The 18,065-nt window shown below is 45.1% G+C and carries 10 protein-coding genes; 1 reads left to right on the top strand and 9 read right to left on the bottom strand.

From position 1 onward, the window contains the following. Window positions 1-83: 83 nt before the first annotated feature. The 7 genes from DXZ20_RS16630 to DXZ20_RS16600 all read right to left on the bottom strand — a co-directional run bounded on the left by DXZ20_RS16630 (window position 84) and on the right by DXZ20_RS16600 (window position 14,328). On the bottom strand, window positions 84-3,263 hold the full coding sequence (locus DXZ20_RS16630) for a hybrid sensor histidine kinase/response regulator (protein WP_163699337.1): 3,180 nt from the start codon (window positions 3,261-3,263) through the stop codon (window positions 84-86). Window positions 3,264-3,346: 83 nt separating this feature from the next. Continuing rightward, a complete protein-coding gene (locus tag DXZ20_RS16625) occupies window positions 3,347-6,559 on the bottom strand; it encodes a methyl-accepting chemotaxis protein (protein WP_163699335.1) in 3,213 nt (1,070 codons plus the stop codon). Window positions 6,560-6,667: 108 nt separating this feature from the next. Continuing rightward, window positions 6,668-7,153: a chemotaxis protein CheW gene (locus DXZ20_RS16620; protein ID WP_163699333.1), complete on the bottom strand. Its 486-nt coding sequence runs from the start codon at window positions 7,151-7,153 to the stop codon at window positions 6,668-6,670. Window positions 7,154-7,196: 43 nt separating this feature from the next. After that, window positions 7,197-7,571 carry a response regulator transcription factor gene (locus DXZ20_RS16615; RefSeq protein ID WP_006515139.1) on the bottom strand — a complete coding sequence of 125 codons (375 nt, stop codon included), beginning with the start codon at window positions 7,569-7,571 and terminating at the stop codon, window positions 7,197-7,199. A 104-nt stretch (window positions 7,572-7,675) separates the two neighbouring features. Further along, window positions 7,676-8,788 (bottom strand): response regulator, encoded by a 1,113-nt coding sequence (locus tag DXZ20_RS16610; RefSeq protein ID WP_163660718.1) that lies wholly within the window; start codon window positions 8,786-8,788, stop codon window positions 7,676-7,678. A 564-nt stretch (window positions 8,789-9,352) separates the two neighbouring features. After that, window positions 9,353-12,019 carry a UDP-forming cellulose synthase catalytic subunit gene (gene bcsA, locus DXZ20_RS16605; protein ID WP_163699332.1) on the bottom strand — a complete coding sequence of 889 codons (2,667 nt, stop codon included), beginning with the start codon at window positions 12,017-12,019 and terminating at the stop codon, window positions 9,353-9,355. Between the two features lie 2 nt (window positions 12,020-12,021). Then, entirely contained in the window at window positions 12,022-14,328 is a 2,307-nt protein-coding gene (locus tag DXZ20_RS16600) for a cellulose biosynthesis cyclic di-GMP-binding regulatory protein BcsB (RefSeq protein ID WP_250564717.1), read from the bottom strand. Between the two features lie 842 nt (window positions 14,329-15,170). Here DXZ20_RS16600 and DXZ20_RS16595 point away from each other — a divergent pair. Next, a complete protein-coding gene (locus tag DXZ20_RS16595; RefSeq protein ID WP_163699330.1) occupies window positions 15,171-15,926 on the top strand; it encodes a hypothetical protein in 756 nt (251 codons plus the stop codon). 24 nt (window positions 15,927-15,950) lie between these two features. On the opposite strand, the gene DXZ20_RS16590 is transcribed toward DXZ20_RS16595, so the two are convergent. Next, on the bottom strand, window positions 15,951-16,934 hold the full coding sequence (locus tag DXZ20_RS16590) for a pentapeptide repeat-containing protein (RefSeq protein ID WP_163667950.1): 984 nt from the start codon (window positions 16,932-16,934) through the stop codon (window positions 15,951-15,953). A gap of 81 nt (window positions 16,935-17,015) precedes the next feature. Then, complete coding sequence (locus DXZ20_RS16585; protein ID WP_163699328.1) at window positions 17,016-17,807, bottom strand: hypothetical protein; 792 nt, start codon at window positions 17,805-17,807, stop codon at window positions 17,016-17,018. Window positions 17,808-18,065: the final 258 nt, after the last annotated feature.

Raw genomic sequence — 18,065 nt, 5'->3', positions numbered from 1 at the left:
CATTTCCATAGATCCTAAAATATACGGGAATAAACTGCCTTTTGGCTAATGTACAGACGTTACATGCAACGTCTCACCAAAACCTAATTCAAAGGCGCATTAAACACAGCATTTGCCAAAGTATCCAGCAACAGCTGTTCACGATAGGGCTTCGAGAAATAAGCATTGGCCCCCAGCTTCATCGCCAACTGACGGTGTTTATCACCGGTACGCGACGTCAGCATCGTAATTGGAATATGGGAACAACGCTTATGGGACCTCAGTTTAGCCAAGAAGCCATATCCATCTAAACGCGGCATTTCAATATCACACACAATCGCATTGATATCTAAGCCAGCATTGAGTTTTTCCAACGCATCTAGGCCATCCTTAGCCTGAGTCACTCGATACCCTTGCTTTTCCAACGTAAGGGCCAGCAACCGTCGCACATTGACCGAATCATCCACCACCATGATTGTCGGTTGTTTAGACACACTGGCGGCTACATCAGGTTGCAGGTCACTCAGCTTGCCACTGAGTAGAGGATTACCATATAGAACTGACGCTTCTTTGATATTGGACCCTTCACAACTCAACACCCAACGGAGAAATTCTGGAGCATTGAGCAAAGGCACAACTTGTCCATCACCCAAAATAGTGCAGTTGTTAAATCCTGTAGGCATAGGAACATTCCCTTCCACCCGACGCAGCGCCGCCTCTTGATCGCCCCATGAGCGGTCAATTTGTAAGCCAAATAGTTGATCGTTATATCGGAAGACCAAAACTGTCGGCACCGTCACGTTAGCGCTCATTTCCAAACTTTCAATATGCCGAGCACAGTTAAATGCTAACCACTTAGCCATGCGGATCAGTCGGATTGGCTCACCATTACGGGTGAACATTTCACGCCCAGCATCGTCGTAAATTTCGTCGTCTGCAACCTCTGTGATTTCCTGAAGATTATCGGTCGGAATAGCCATGGGGAGACGATTACTCTCGGCCAGCAGCACCCGAGTAACAGAAAGCGTATAAGGCACCGAAATGGTAAACGTCGATCCTTGCCCTGCTTTGGTCGCTACGCTAATATCACCACGAATCTCTTCAAGATTGTTGCGAACCACATCCATACCGACACCACGACCGGATAGCGTAGTCACTTGACTAGCCGTACTAAATCCAGGCTCAAAAATGAGTGACAACAGGTCAGTTTCGCTTGCGGTAGCCAATAGGGATTCATCTAATCCCATATCTTTCGCACGAGCACGAATTTTCTCTAAGGGAATACCGCGACCATCATCCTGAATTGTGATCACCGTCCGGCTACTACGTTGTAGGGCACTAATGGTAATGGTGCCCTGCTCTGGTTTACCTACCGCTAGGCGTTCTGCCGGAGCCTCAATACCATGGTCAAAGGCATTACGCAGAATGTGCATTAAGGGATCATTTAAGGACTCTAAAATATTGCGATCAACTAAAGTTTTATCGCCTTCAACCTTGAGTTCCACAGGCTTACTAAACTCTAGCGACAGCTCACGTAAGGCCCGTGGAAAGCGATTGGTAATGTCTGATAAAGGCCGCATGCGCAGCTGATTGAGATTACGCTGTAGCTGACGAGTAGTACGCTGTAAATTGCGTGATGATTGCTCGGCTGTATCAACACTAATTTCAATATCGTCAGCAACTTCTCGCAACCTGACAGCGGTTTCCATCATGTCGCGGAAGGGCAGATGTCGCTCATCATAGCGATCCATCTCTAGGGCATCAAACCCAGGGGTTGTAACGCCATTGCCCCCCCCTTGGTTCAAGACCAGGGCAACAGAACCATTATTACCAGCAGCTGGTAGCATCGGTGGATTATTGCTGGCTGTTTTATCGTAGACATCGCGCAGATCCTCTTCCGATTCTTCTAAGGAACGCAACCGCTCGTGCAACAGTTTCACCAACGTCCTCAGACGTTTTACTTCACTGTCAAGTCGATGACGCTCAATTGTTAAATCACCGAAGTAATCATTGAGTTCATTCAGCTGTCGCACCGAAACCCTTACAGTCGTATCTTGCTGTGCATCCGGAGCGACCTTAGACTCATTACCGGACTTGCTAGAAAACCGAAATTCTGCAGCCTGCGATGCAGTCTGCGATGCAGCCTGCGATGCAGCAGACTCTTTCTCGACAGACGGTGAACCAGATTCCACAAACGGTCTGACTGGTTGAACAGCGTCTCCTGATAATTCGGACTCTACCGCTGGATCTGCTGCTTCAGGTTGAATAGGTACTGTTGGCTGAATCTCTTCAGTAAATAGAAATTCCGTAGGTTGCGAGTTATCTGTTGCGGCTTGCGCAAAAATATCCTGGTCAACGGGTGCATTTTCCGCCTGAGCCAATATAGTGGCCCAATCATCCTCTACTCCCTGACCATCATTGAGCATGGGATCGTCCATCGCCAACGGATCGCTGACGTTTAGATCGACATCACTAAAGATATCTGAGGTAGCTGTCACTACAGGCACTTCAAAACTCAACCCCGACAGAGCAACGGGCAACTGTTCCACTTGACCATCTAAGATGCAAGTCTGAGACTGTCGCCAGGCCGTGAGAGCGGCTTGAGCCACTTCCATAACTTGGTCATCACTCGCCATCTTAATAGCCTGTCCAACTGACATACACAGCTCACAAAAAGCAGAGAGCTGTAGCATTTCCCCTAAACCGCCCAGTTCCTGAGCCAGGATGTCTACCTCTTCACGCAGCCGAGGCGTTTGACTAGAAATAGCCGCTTCTAATCGATTAAGACAGCCTTCAACCTCAGTGCTAAACAGAACAGGAATAATATCCTGATTTTCATCTGAAGACAATAAAATATTCTCGTCTTCAGGATCAGCTTCTCCTAGAATCTCATAAAGCTGCTCAAAAATAGGCATGGCTGTACCGTTCAGCCATGTTTCGTCAGGTGGTTTCTGGTTGCGATCGCACTCAATGATTCGACGTAAAATGTCCACCGCCGACAGTAGCAATCGTTCTAAATCATCATCAATCACTAAACCATCGCGCTGCAGTTTGAGGACCTTCAATGAGTCCTCAAGGCGATGGGCAAAGTCACTTAGCAGCACATACCCCATCATGGCAGCCCCACCTTTAATCGAGTGGGATGAGCGCAATGCTGCGTCAATATCGTTACGCAGTACACCTTTCTGCGCTAAATCCAGCAGGGCTCCATCTAAAGTCTGTAGATACTCATCAGCTTCATCCAGGAACTGAAGCTTAATTTCAAGTTCTTTATCAACCGCCATGACGCTGCACCTATTGGATACCTGCCTTATGTGACTGCCTATCGATCAAACTATTCGCTCTGCCTCCATTCAATAACGACCGGTTATTGCTCCTGAGATATTTTTGAAGCCTCCTGATCATCCACCTTAAAGGCAGCCATAGAAAGTTCTAGCTCCTTAGCCACTGCAACCGTCTGTTGTAGCGCTTCCGATACAGTTTTGGAAGAAATCGATGTACGTTCAGACACTTGGGAAATTTCTTGCATTAGTGTGGACACATTGGCTGCTGTTTCTACCTGGGAAACGGTAGCCGCAGAAATTGTCTGCACTAGAGCATCAATTTGCTGAGATACTTCCATCATACGCGCCAGGCTCTGCTTCGCCTCATCCACTCGGCGAGTTCCTTCAACCACCTGAGAAGTACTGCTTTCAATGGCATCCACCACATCAGCAGTCTCCCTCTGGATACTGTCTACAATGCGCTCAATATCCTGAGTCGCAGCTGCAGAACGGGCTGCTAGTTCACCCACTTCTTCAGCAACAGCAGCAAAACCTTGACCTTCTTCACCAGCGCGGGCCGCCTCAATACCCGCATTAATAGCCAGCAAGTTGGTCTGGGTAGCAATCTGGTTAATCAAGGAAACGACCTTAGAAATCTGCTGCGATGACTCACCCAATCGCTTCACCTTTTTAGCCGTTTCACCGACGGTTGTCCTCAGATCCAAAATATTCTGTACCGTCAGATCCATAGCTAATCCGCCGTCTTCAGCAGTCTGGGAGGCTTCACGAGCCACAACGGCCGCTTGCTGGGCCCGATCAGCTGCTTGGGTAATGGCCATGGTCATATTTTCTACAGAATCAAGCGTCTGCGTTGTGCGATCTGCCTGCTGTAGGGCATCATCAGCCAACACCTGCATAGCAACCTCGTTAGCTCCCAAAGAGGTATTCACCTGCACCGCTGAAGTTTTAACCTGAGTCACAATTTGTCGCAGACTCTCAATAATGGCATTAAAGAAGTCAGCAACAGTACCAATCTCTCCAGCTGAAACATCAGCACGAACCGTCAAATCACCACGAGCAGCGCCTTCAACATCGTCTAAGAGACCTAGTAATTCCATTTGAAGAGTCTCTTGGCGCTGTCGCCGCTCCTCAGATAGTGCCTCTGCCTCTAACTGTGCTTGCTGTTTCTGATTGAACAGACTAACTTGTTCAATAGATAAACCGATCTGCAAAGCAGCCTGCTTAAAGAAGCTAATATCCAACTCACTCCACTCTCTGGGCCCCGAACATTGGTGGGCGACCAACAAACCAATCAATTCTCCATTGTCCAAAATGGGGGCAACCAAATTGGCCTTAACTTTAAATGGCGTCAATTGACCTAAATGACACTCAGTCAACCCGGCTTCAAAAATATTACTGGTTGCCTGTATACGACCGCGACGGTATTGATCAACATAGCCAGAAGCAAAACAGGGATCTTTAATAGTAGCCCCCAACGCCGCAGGCCATCCCATGCCAACGGACTCAGAAATAATCTCACCACTCCAATCTTCATTAAAACGATAAAAGATCACTCGATCTGTCTCTATCGCCTTACGAACACCATTGACAGCAATGCTGTACAAACGCTCCTCATCGATATTATTTTTGCGTAAGTCACTCGTCAAACTAGCTAGTTGATTAGCCCGTTGAGCCGCTCTTGCCTGGACACTCGCTTGATCCAGTAGAGTGCCTTCCGAACGCAGCACCGTATTCGTTAAGTCGTTAAAAGCAGTTGCTAGCTGACCGACTTCGTCCCTGGCAAAAACATCGGCTTTTGCCTGACGATCTCCCTCAGCAAACGCCTCGGTTGCACGCTGTAGACGCTTAATCGGACTAGCGATTGAACGCCCCAACAACTGAGCTAAAAAGATATCAGCTAAAATAGCCAATAATGCAATCAAAAATTGAATCTGCAGACTTCTATTAATTAACTGCTGTAAACGTGCCTCTGAAGTCCCACGGATTAAAATCCCAATCGGCTCACCGTTGATATCACTCAAGGTTTTTGCAGCCATAGCGTAGGCATCACCCTCGGACTCCACCAGACGTTGGGAAATCGTTTCACCTTGGCTGTCTAATGCAGCTACTAACAGGTTCTGATCATAAACTTCAACTTCTTCACCAATTTCAATTTCAGTGGCCCCTTCATCTAAATTAGCCAAGGAAGCCAATTGAAAATCATCGGAGCCTTCACTCAAATAGATAGCGCCATAGCCAGTTCCAAATGCTTGAACAATGCCTTCAACAATCGATGTTTTACCGTTAACGAGATCACCCGCAATCAATACCCCAACTAATTGGTCAGTCTGGTTTTGAGAAAACACAGGAGTTGCTACATATCGAATGAGCGCCTTATCTCCATCTGTTGTTAGCTCAACTCCCTGGCGTTGCAACTCACTTTGCTCAACCAAACCATTGGCCTTAATCTGCTGGCGCTCAGAAACAACACGGGAAACTAACCCATAAGGATCAAACTCTTCTCCAGTGCGATCAGTTTGGGCATTGACAATGATTTTCCCATCTATGCCAATGAGCGTAGAATACTCAATATCGCGAGCCTCAACTTCTCCCTGCAAAATCTCCCGAACAACTGCGCGCTGATTAGCACTAATATCAGAACCATTAGCTACTCCCTCAGCCAGCGTCACAATGGCTGTGTTTTCGGATTGACCCCGGAAACCAAACCCCATTTGGTTGACTTTAATGTTGTATTGAATATCCGTGACCGCTAGTTCCGCTTCAGCTTGCTTTAATAACTGCTGACGGGCACCGCTAATAATTAGGAGTGAGCCTGCCCCAACCAATCCAATAACGGAGATAACCTCTGAGGAGATTAAACCAATTAGCTGCTTGCTGCTAACAGGTAAGTCATAAAACCATTGTAGTAGAGCGCTACCACGAGAAATTTTAAGATTCTCAGGGGCATACCGCTCCTCTGCCGAAGGATATTTTACGCCTCGATAAGATAAAGTTTGTTGATCTTGCACATTGGCCATTGGTTTTGACACACCGTTAGACGAGGTTGGAGGAGATGCATTACGACGACTAACCGCCGCAATCTCTTCTAATTGGGCAGCTAGTTCTTGATTTGGATTGTGCTCACGGGCATCCTCCAAGCCATTATTATTTTCTTGAATATCGTCTACAGATTTCACTACAACACCATCCAATAACCGATCACGCTGAGAACTATCTTCTTGGTTAGGGGTATTATCCACTGCATCTACCTCAGAGTTAGACTCAGCATTTGAGTTCGTACCAACATCCATACCCATAAGAAGTTTCCTTTAGATAGCGTTTCAATAACAATTCGTCGAATGACTCAGAGTAGATAACTATAGAAATCAGCAAAAGATAATAACAACCTTAATCAAGGGAAGAGCCTAGGGTGCCTGTAGCACTGGAGACTGTAACAGGGCTTCAACGTCTAATATAAAAATAGTTTCATCGTTGTGAGTAACACAGCCTATGAGGTACGGCAAAATAATACTGCTCACATTATTTGGAGGGGGATGAATAGCTTCCGGTGGAAAGCTGACCATACCATCAATAGCTTCAACCTGTAACGCTAGGGGTGTTGACTGTCCTTGAACTATGATTAAGCTATATTGTTGACTGTGGTGATCGGGCACTGGTAACCCCAGCAGGCGCACTAAATTAGCAACCCAAAATACACGGCCACGGCGATTAGTTAACCCTAAGAGGGCTGCTGGCATATTGGGCATTGCCATCACGCGTCGTGTGGGTAATACGACCGCTTCCTGAACAGCCTGGGCAGGAAACATGGCTACAACATTAGGAGCCAACTGGAACTTTAAGAATGACTTTGCCAGTACAGGCCTGTCTTTTTTCAGAGATAAAGCAGACAAAATAGTGACCTCACAAACGATATGCGATCGCACACTAAAAAAATTACAATACTGATTTAATTACCTTCAGTAGTTCCTCTCGCTCAAAGGGTTTAGTGATGTAGGCATCTGCCCCCTGTCGCATACCCCACAGGCGATCAATTGCCTGATCCTTAGATGAACAAATGATCACCGGAACCTTCTCTGTTTCAGGCGCACGCTTTAAGCTTCGACACAGCTCAAAGCCACTCATTCCAGGCATCACTACATCCGTAACAATGACGCTCGGCTGACTAGAAATAGCCTTATCTAACCCCTCTTGCGCTGTCACAGCATGGATGACACTGTAGCCTTCTTCCTGTAAATAATGGCTAATTAATTCTCGTTCAGAGGGTGTATCCTCAACGATTAGCACTGTAGCCGTTTTAATTACCGTCATAGTCTGTCTGTCATCCCCCAAATGTGTGGCCAACCGCCCTCAGTGTTCATAATAGTAACTATCACAAAATCTGAAACATTGAAGTAGATGAGCAATTTAGCTCACTACTGTCTCGGCCCCACGGCCGGTAAATGCATAAATACCATTTTCAAGAGCTCTGACTGACTAAATGGCTTAGTCAAATAACCAGAAGACCTTACCAACTTGGCTTTCGCGCGATCAATAAAGCCCGTATTACCCGTCACCATGACAATGGGCGTATTTCTAAAGCTTGGATGCCTGCGTAACAAAGAGCATAGTTCATAGCCATCCAAATTAGGCATGGTTACATCCAACAGAATCAGATCTGGACGACAGCGCATAACCTGCATCAACGCCTTGACCGGGTCACTAATAGGGACAACGTTCAGACTTCTATCATTCAAGAATTCTTGAATTGCGTTCAAAACAGTTGGACTATCATCAATACAGGCAATTGTGTAAACAGCCCTGCGAGCATCAGAAGATGCTGACATGTTAGCGCCTCCATCTCGAGCCTGAGGATTAACAACAGCAGCCCCAGCTTGTGCAGTGGATTCAGAATCCACCAGCTTATTAGCAGCAGGTGAAACAGACGGCACAGAGGCAGCTACAGACTGTACAGAAACCACTGGCGCTCCAGCTGCCACCGCTGAGGGGGATGATAGTAAGCTCTGCCGCCGATTTCGTTGACAGATTTCAACAATAGGACGTAAATCTAACTGACAGAGAACCGGATACTCACCAATATCCTCTAAACCAAGTAAATCATAACTACCTTCCTGCACACCCAAAAAGGACTCAATTACCTCAATCGCCATGGCGCGTATCAACCCACTCGCTTGTTCCGGCGTTAGATGAGATTGCTCTACCAACCAACTAATCGCCTGATAATCTGGCGTTAGGGGAGCCTGCTTAGGTGACTGCTCAAACATCAACCGTAGTTGAACTCGCACAGCACCTACTAGAGTAGAAATTTCACTACTCAAGTCCTGAAGATGACGATCTAAGCGATCAAAGGGCGCATCAGTATCTGTAGCAAAATTAAGCTTGCCTTGGTTAAGAAAAAGCGACCATGAGTTAGTCCCCGAGTACAACTTGAAGTGACCACTCACCTGCCGACTGATCAACTGAGCCAAAAAGCTTAGAGGATGTAACTTCTGGGTTGCACCATAACCCACAATCGAACGACTGTTCATAACTGAATGTTTAACGATACAGCAAAAAGCCAAAACCCTTTAGGGCTAAATTAGACCAAAGCAATGGGTAGTACACCTATTACACACGGCCACGAATAGATATATACATTTTCGACTCAATAACCATACAAATGGTTTCTTTCCTATGGAAATAGATATATGCGGCAATAGAAATAAATTTATGCGACAACTTCACTATGAAGAAATTCCACTATTTGCTCCCTAGTCCGGACCATCTATTTGGAAGAACCCTGTTTCAAGGTCACATTTATCAAAATTTTAATCACCCTGCAATAAGCCACTATATCCCCCTTAGTTTAGGAACATATAGCACTGTAAGTTTGTACATTTAGTTTGAGAATACCAGTAAAATTACGTACGCCCAAACAAAGTCTTCATAAAAGAGGTAACAGAAAAAGGAACTACGGTAATAATTCCCTATACCCAGGATCACAGGACATTACCAGGCTACGTACACCATTAGAATGACGAAATAATAATGAAAATCGCAGTTGCGAACTAGAACAAATGAGCTTTAGAAACCCATCACACGAGCAGTGATCTTTAGGCAACCTGTCTGAGTAACGTTTTAATTTGGTTCTGCTGTTGCTGATCCAAGGATGCAGGGAACGTAAGTTCCAAAGCCACACGATAATCCGAGAGTTGACTAGGATTATTTAAATCTGCGTTTGTAACCGAGCCACTATAGGTACTTGAAAGCTTAGGTACGAGTTCAAGACGCTCAACCTGAGCCATCAAATCATAGGAATGAACGCTATCCACTTGTGGATAGACCTGCAAATGTAACAGGGGGTGATTATCCTGCAGGGCAATAGCCGCCGTACTAGCATCACCCAACAACTCTAGCCGCATGTCCCTTGACCCCAGCTCAGTGATCATAGCAGCTTGAACATTGCTACCCCACCCTTTCCATCTAAGGTCACTCATTACCTCAACTTGTTTACGCATCTTAACGCTATTAGCTGGGCGTAACTCTTGGAAAGCTCGCCTCAAACTCATCAAAATAAAGCTGAGGGACTGCCATGGGTTATCAGTATTTTCACGAATTTGGGAATACCATCTGCGCACATCAGAAAAAATCACAATGGCGAGATCATCTTGCTGTGCTTGAGTCATATTGACAAAGTTAATGGCTAGCTTTGTCTGCAAGGCATCTGTTGCAGTAGCTCTGACAATTTCTGCATCTAGTAAGGCGATCGCTCCATAATCACCCAAAATCTCTAGCTGTACCCGGTCAGAAACATTGGGCCAAACATCAAGCAGCACCTGAGCGCCCGTTTCACTAACATCAATCGTTGTACCTTCCCAAACTTGACCATCATCACTGTAAAGGCGAGCAATTAGCTCACGCGGTAACCGGTGAGATTGTCGCAGCTGTGGTTGTTCAAATGCCACCAGACACGCTGTTAAAACCAGAGAAAGGTTAAACACACACCATAGGGTGTTGATCAGTACAGCCTGAGTATCCAAAGGGCTGAGAATTAGCCAGATAGGTACAGTCAGTAGAGACGCAGCTGTAATCGCTCCTAGAACCACAAGATAGCGCACACTATCGATATCAAAGCTACGAGATTCTACTGAGACTCCCTTATCAGTCACGTTAAAGGAACCCAAATGTGGATTGATCAACGCCAGCAATGTCACAATACCTGCCTGGAATGACATTGCAAATTCATAAATCTCATTCCAGAAAGAAAACCGAACATGTTTGTAGGAGATATGATTCGCATGCATTGAGAGCACAATGTGCGGCAATGCATAGAACAATGTCTCAATACCTAAACCCTTTACAGGGTTGATCCCAAACAGCAAAAACAGGTTGGGAGCAATTGCATACATCAACCGGGGAAAGCCAAAAAAGAAATGGGAAGTGGCACTGAAATAGCAAAATCGCTGAGATAGACGCAAATTAAGTTTGCGGTTAAACAGGGGATTTTCAATCCGTAAAATCTGAGCCATCCCCCTGGCCCAACGAACCTGCTGACCTACATATGAGGAAAATTTCTCAGGGGCTAAGCCAGCCACCATAATTTTGTCGTAGTAAACAGTGCGATAACCCAGAGAGTGCAATCGTAAAGATGTGTGGCAGTCTTCGGTTACTGTCTCGGTTGCAATCCCTCCAACGTCAACCAGATACTTACGACGAATCAAGGCTGCAGAGCCACAGAAAAAGGCTGCATTCCAAAAGTCATTACCTTTTTGCAACACCTTGTAAAATAGCTCGTTACCAACGGGTATCTGCCCTTGAGTAAGTAAATTACGCTCAAATGGATCGGGATTATAGAACCAGTGAGGAGTTTGTACCAGAGCTAATTTTTTATCAAAGAAGAAGCCAACAGTTTCCTGCAAAAACCCTCGTACCGGTATATGGTCACAATCTAGAATAAGCACTAGCTGACCGTCTGTTCTGTCCAGTGCTGTATTGATGTTACCAGCCTTAGCGTGATCGTTGTTGTCACGGGTCAGCATCATACATCCTAACTCTTCACACATGGCCTTTAGGGCAAGGCGACGTTCCCGATATTTTTCAGCACGACCATCATCTAACACATAAACAACCTTTTTATCTGCCGGATAATCAATCTTGAGGGCTCCCAATACGGTTTTACGGACGATGGCAACATCTTCGTTATAGGTAGGAATATAAATATCTACCTTAGGCCATTTCTCCTGTGGCCAACGATCGAGGGAAATAGATTTACGCTCGCGAATCCTTAAGGTCTGGAAATAGGACAATAACAGAGTAGCAATTGCATAAAGCTCTGCCGTAAACAGCAAAATTGAAAAGAAACCATCCAGCCAAGAACCTAAGTTAAGCGTGTAGTTAGAGCGATAGTACAGATACCGCAGGGTTGTGATGGTACTAACAGCTATCAATAGCAAATGCAAGTATTCACTGACTCGTTGGCTAGTCTGGCGATCTTCTAACCGCAACAATACCTGACCTACACCCAATAGGGCTAACGCCACCAGTCCCTGCTGCAGAATTGTTGGCCGCGCTGTCATGATAGGCCAGGCAAATGTGGTTAAACACAATGCCAACACCAATAGCTGTTGTTTATTGAGCCACTGCAAACTCTGATCAAACCAATCGGGGAGCGTAATGATCAGCAGTTCAATCAGTAAAGGCCGAACTCTTTTAGACAGATAGGTTTTGAAGACAGACTGAAAGTCTCTCAATCGATGGGTAATGAATATTCGTTCAGCCATAATTAAAGTTCTCCTGGCGCAGATGGATCGGTCATAACACCTTGGGCAGCCGTCAGAGCATCATTTCGTTTTAAGTATGCTTGGAGAACACCATAGAGCAACAATGAGAGCACAATGATACCGGGAATCAGGAGGAACCAATTACCCTGAATGACGGTGATGGCTCTTTGAAACGCACTCTTTTCTTGAATATCTTGCTGGGCAGAACGCTGTAAGAACTCTAGATTATAGGCGTTTTCGTCATAAGGAGATGGCGTTTCGTCATTGGCACTAATTAACACCGTGTCCCCTTGCAACTGGAAAAATAGGGAATCCAGTTCTAAGAGATCGCGGAGCTGCTTCAAACCATCTTCACTTTGAGCTGTCATAGTCAACAATACTCGTGATTCATTCCACGGAGATAGTTGCTGCTGTAAAACACCCTCTGCATCAGGCAACGTTTGAACCTGACTGTCACCCCATTGGCGGGCTCCATCTTTCAGGTTAAACTCCGCAGCTTCTAAAGCTTCAACCAAGGGAAATTGCGATCGCAATCCAATAGCCACCAGATTCTGTGATTCCCGTATTTCCGGGGTCAGTTTGCCAACCGGATAAACCTGGACCCGTACTGCTTCTGAACGACTTAAACGACCGAGACGCTCACTTAATTCAAGCATCAACGATAACTCAGTCATACTGGGTTTGTTGGGCAACACAATGGTAGTACGAGACAAATCTTGAGGTGCTGCAAACGGATAACCAGCCTTTAATAGATTTAGATCCGGTAGTTTTGCCACCTGTTGACGGTTGAGATTAAAGGCACTGTCGCTGTGGATGGTGCCCCATAGTTGGTGGTCTGTAACACGGCTACAGGAACGACGTTCCCGTGGATCAAATCTCAAATAAACTTTTAAACGTGACTGAGGTGTAATGTGCTGTTCTGGCAATTCCACTTTCAAGGTGGATCGCCGCTTACCGTCAATCGAATCGAGACGGCGACCAGCAACGGTAATACCGTCTAACTGCACTTCCACTAGAGATGTGAGCGGGTTTACCTGGGGACCATAGGTGTACCGCAGAGTCATCACATTTCCTGGCAAAAAGCGATCGTCCGGTAACGCCTTAAAATCAAATTCAAACGGTGGCGCATGAGCACCTCGAATCACCACATCATCAATCGGCTCATTATTAAATCCTGTTAGATCGCTGAGCTCAAAATTATCAGATAGGGGCAGATAACGAGGCCAATCACGAATGTCAGGTGCCTCAATTTCTTCCACCTCATCTACCAAAACAATTTGACCGGCACCAATTTTGCGATCTTGAGACTGTGTTAAGAACCGCACTGCCTTATCTACAGCAGTAGATCCATTACCTGTTGCTACTAATACAGGGGACTGTTTATCCTTAAGCACAGTCCACATCAAAATACCAGTATCAGAAGAAATTAGTGTCTGTTTGTTATCCAACCAACGCTTATTTTTGAGAGTCAGTGGTAAATTAAGGTTCTCCAACATGGGTTGCTGACTAGGTGTCCCAACTATTACGACTCGGTTGCCATCAGCTACATCATCAAACTTTTCAACTAGATCTGTTTCTAAAGGGCGATAGTCAGCAATACGTCCTAAAGATGTCTGTAGCCGTGAAATAGCTGTTAACCAAGCTTGATCCTGCTCAGTAGGAACAACATAATCAATGTGGTTTGTTTCCAAACTGAGCACGTCAATCAGGGGATAGGGATAGCTATTGAAATCCAGTTGGAACGGTTCAGCGTCATAGTTAAATACCAGCTTTGAATCCGGTAAAATTTCTGTCCAAAGTGATGGGTCAAATGGATCCTGGGTACAGGTGGGTGAGTTATTCTGCAAACCCGCAATAATGAGCTCGTTGTAATCTTTTAGAATACGTGTAGGAATGTCAAAAACAATGGTGCCCGTATCACCCTGTTTCAGATTTAGCGGTACACTACCAACATTATTGTCATTAACAATCACGTTCAGATTGGAGCGAGTTGCGTAAAGAGCCCCAGAATGACGATAACGCAACAGAATCTTGACAGACTTAACCGACCAGTTACGTGGCCGTGTAAACCTTAACCGAGACTCATTATAAATACCCTCTAGACGCAGGCGTGTACCTACGACCGGACTACGATTGAATTCAAGAATATATTGACTGCCATCTTCCTGTTCTAATTCAGCCGCTTGAGCATCTTGCAGAAGATCTCGTCCTAATGTTGCACCATCTTCGTTACGATTACGACGATCAACAGCAGTACCTGCCTCCGCTGGATCATCAGAAGCTCCTGGAGATGACGTCACCTGAGCCATACTAGGCCCTAAGGTGGTCACAATTAATAGAACAGATAAAAATAGCGAGATAAATAAGCGTTTTCTGATTATCCTTAAAAACACTGCTGTAAGCACTCCCCCCAGATACATACCTAGGTCAAAATAATCAAATTATTGGCTCTTTTGCCCTTTCAAAACATATACAAACCCTGATGAACCCTAGGCGGGTCTCAATCAAGTCTTACCCAGTCAGAAAATTCTTTGCAAGGGTTTGCTCTGTAGCTTATTGATTTACACATAGATCAGTCTTCACCCTGAGAACTCTATAAAGGTTAGTGTTATTTTGTTTAAGGAATAATGCATTAAGAAGCTTTTTTACAGTCTTCCAAGATCAAATATCAAGCTTAATCGCCACAATCCGGCAAAAATAGATCAAGATACGATTAAGGTGACTACTATATTTTGTTATTCATAATTAAGTTTTTTACGAACTAACGAATACCTATACTGACCTATGATGGGCAAATTCACGCATAAAGGAATCATTAAAAACACTAGAATTTGTATATTTTTTCGGTGAAAAGGCCTAATTCTATTCATTAGGAACAACCCCATCCCAAAATTGATCTATGGATTCAATAGTGATTTTATAAGTCATATAAAGTGATTTTTATGACTTATTTCACCTAGTTCTGACGGAGATAACGGAAGTTTCTTTCCGGTTAGACAACAGAAATTGTTGTAACCGTTGTTTATGGCAGTAGCCAATTACTAAAGCTTCAAGCAAAGACTCCCTACGAGAAGGCTCTTATCTGTTCTCTGACAAAAATTCTGACAAAAGTACAGCCACGTAATTTATCCGGACTTACTATTTACTGACTATGTCTTTCCATATAATGACGCCATCTAGTCTTCGTAGACTAAAGTTATTCTTCCTGCTTGGCGGCTTAGGTAGTGTGTTAAGCGGCTGCGGTTTTTCAATCGAGACACCTAATAATCCTGTTTTAATCAATCGGTTACCTGTGGCTGAAATGGACTTCACCATAGAACCAGGCAGGAATAACTATACCTATGAATTACAAGGAACAGCTAACTTTCCTAACCAAACGGAACTTAATGTGTTGGCAATGCGACAGCTTTCGCCGACTGATGACAATGTAGAACCTAAACCCACCTATTCAATCTTGGACTATCAGGTCGTCAACGTACAAAATGGTCGCTGGCAAGGAGAACTGACCTTCAAACAGCTGGCTGATGATGGCAGCAGAAAAGAAACTTGGCAGCTTGATCAGTCAGAATTGAATATGGATGTGGAACCCCTTGACACAGTTGTTGTTATGGCTACCTACACTCCATTAGATCAGCTCACCACTCTAGAGCGCATTCTTGCGCAACAAGGTCTCAAGGTATCCCCTGAACTGCTCCAGACAACCTTTGAAGGTCGGCGCTATTTAGAAATGAAAAAAGTGCTAGATATACCTGTAGATAATCTGGTGGGCGCACGCCCTGAGCTCTATAACGATGGTTGGGGCACCCGGCATATTCTCATTGAAGAACCACCCTTGCCTTATCAAGTCGACTTTCCTAAGGAACGGCAAACAAATCGTCCTGCGGAACCTACAGAATTCTTATATTAGAGACAATTTGGGTGCTCAAACCACCTAGGAAAGCATGGTAGCTTCAAGGTTAGCGGTGTCGATTTCGGCTCCTGTCAGGTCTGCATCAACCAAGTTCGCACCCCATAAATTTGCACCAGCTAAACAGGCATCTCGCAGATCGCACCCTTGCAAATTAGCTCCCCATAAATCGGCCCCTGTAAAATTAACGCCGACCAGGTTAGCTCCGCTAAGATCAACCCCAACGAGCGCCAGATTACTTAGATCAGCTGCCCACAAAGATTGATTGGGTCCTAGACAATAAACCCCAGCCCACTCCCAATCAAAGTCTTCGGGCCACTGGGTAGATGGATCACACACAGCTCCGGATAAACAACTCTCTTTTAGCTCTGCATGAATTAAGTCGACACCAAATAAGATGGCTTTTGATAAGTTCGCCCTAGTCAGATCAGTACCTTTGAATTTGGCCCGTTGCAAGTTGGCGTTGGAGAGATTGCTGGAATTCAGATTTGCATAGCTTAAGTTCGCTTCGGTAAGCTGTGCACCGACTAACCAGGCTCCCAACAAATTTGTCTTTTTTAGTTGAGCACCAGCCAAATTACTATGGCTAAGGTCAATACCACCTAGATCACGCTCACTCAAGTTGCAATCAATTAATGCAGCTTTAGACCCCAAATAATGAACTCCAGCCTGGGCAGGGTCAAAGGTTTCCGGAAATTGGGTTTGATAGTTTGCGATCGCATCCTGAAAATTGGCATCCTCTAACTGAGCACCCAGGAGACATGCCCCCCGTAAATCAGCTTCTTGAAAATTCGTTCGTCGTAAATTTGCCCGTTGTAAATCAGCACCCCGCAGATTGCTTTGGCTAAAATCAACATCCGCCAAATGAGCATCCGCTAAATTACAGCCCCATAAATCAATCCCAGTTAGCTCATACTGAGACATCCGAATAGCCGGCATCTTACAGTAGCTAAAATCTCGTCGTCCCTGAGAATATGCGGCAATTACCTGGGAAGATAAGTCAGCCATACTTCATTACGTATAAAAAACAGAAATAAATATAAGAATCTAACGTATGCCCCTCATGTGGGCACTTGATATCCACCTAATTTATCTAAGATGTTTGGGGGGTACATACCATAGCGAATATTGCGCCTCACTATTCTGAGTCACAATCACATCTCTATGTTGCCGGATGAGACGTCTCGCCCATCCCAACACTTTTTCCTGGTCTGATGTACTGCGCCATAAACAGTAGTACTTATTTTGATAACGTACACCAAACACCATGGCATCACCAGTATCTAAATGCGCCGGATCCACCTGCTCTAGAAACGTAAGTATAGGAATATCGACTGGAGTGACATCGGCATCCAACTGCATCAACTCATCCAGAGAAATCGGTTTTAACTCAAGACCGTCAATAGTACCATTCTGGGTATATCCTCTAAAATGAACAACTGTTTGACCTGGGGCCAGTTTTGTCGCCAATAAGCTCTGCCCATTTAATGTCATTGAGCTACCCACCGCCATAGAAGGCGACACCGAATCGTCGAAACTAGTAAACGTTTTCTCCTCTGAAGTAGTAGTTGGCTCAATTAAAGGGGCTTCAAATGGAGCAGGCACTGCAGCGAGAGCACGTTGGCGTCGGTAAAGACGTCGCAAGACGTCTGCCGTTATCATGCCAGTCCCCACACTACCCAGAATGGCCAACCCAATGTAACGAATAATTGGCTTAGCCGAATTATCTAGAGGGCTAACTAAATCACCCCGAGCCTGACTAGGAGACACCCAAGTGGGTACTGAATTTGCCATCGACAACGGTAACGTAATAACGACAAATGCCAACCCGGATGACACTAGTGATGGTAAGAAAATACTACGAAAGGGAGATGAGCCCATGGAATTCAATCTGTAATCGGTGAATAATAACGTAAGGTTGAGCTACCGTCTGTAGGGTCCCCTTAAACAATCCATCCAAAACCGTTGACGTCAGGAGGCCGTTTAAGAAAGCCATAAGAACAGACTCATCTGTTGCCGACATCCCATAAAGAATAATGGAAACAGATGGTACAAGAACTCAACTTCAGGGTATCAATACACACACTAGAGTCAAGCATAATTAAAACCAATTTTTATTGATTATTAGATAGGTAAAAC

The organism is Adonisia turfae CCMR0081 (genome assembly GCF_011009555.1).
In the GTDB taxonomy this organism is placed as follows: Bacteria; Cyanobacteriota; Cyanobacteriia; order Phormidesmidales; family Phormidesmidaceae; genus Leptothoe; species Leptothoe turfae.
Note: the sequence above shows the minus strand (reverse complement) of the source record. Positions and strands in the feature narration are given on the sequence as shown.

Bases quoted from the DNA above. Each gene is read 5' to 3' on its own strand.
- DXZ20_RS16585 (WP_163699328.1), bottom strand. From the start codon at position 17,807: ATGGGCTCATCTCCCTTTCGTAGTATTTTCTTACCATCACTAGTGTCA.
- DXZ20_RS16600 (WP_250564717.1), bottom strand. From the start codon at position 14,328: ATGGCTCAGGTGACGTCATCTCCAGGAGCTTCTGATGATCCAGCGGAG.
- DXZ20_RS16615 (WP_006515139.1), bottom strand. From the start codon at position 7,571: ATGACGGTAATTAAAACGGCTACAGTGCTAATCGTTGAGGATACACCC.
- DXZ20_RS16590 (WP_163667950.1), bottom strand. From the start codon at position 16,934: ATGGCTGACTTATCTTCCCAGGTAATTGCCGCATATTCTCAGGGACGA.
- DXZ20_RS16610 (WP_163660718.1), bottom strand. From the start codon at position 8,788: ATGAACAGTCGTTCGATTGTGGGTTATGGTGCAACCCAGAAGTTACAT.
- DXZ20_RS16595 (WP_163699330.1), top strand. From the start codon at position 15,171: ATGTCTTTCCATATAATGACGCCATCTAGTCTTCGTAGACTAAAGTTA.
- bcsA (WP_163699332.1), bottom strand. From the start codon at position 12,019: ATGGCTGAACGAATATTCATTACCCATCGATTGAGAGACTTTCAGTCT.
- DXZ20_RS16625 (WP_163699335.1), bottom strand. From the start codon at position 6,559: ATGGGTATGGATGTTGGTACGAACTCAAATGCTGAGTCTAACTCTGAG.
- DXZ20_RS16630 (WP_163699337.1), bottom strand. From the start codon at position 3,263: ATGGCGGTTGATAAAGAACTTGAAATTAAGCTTCAGTTCCTGGATGAA.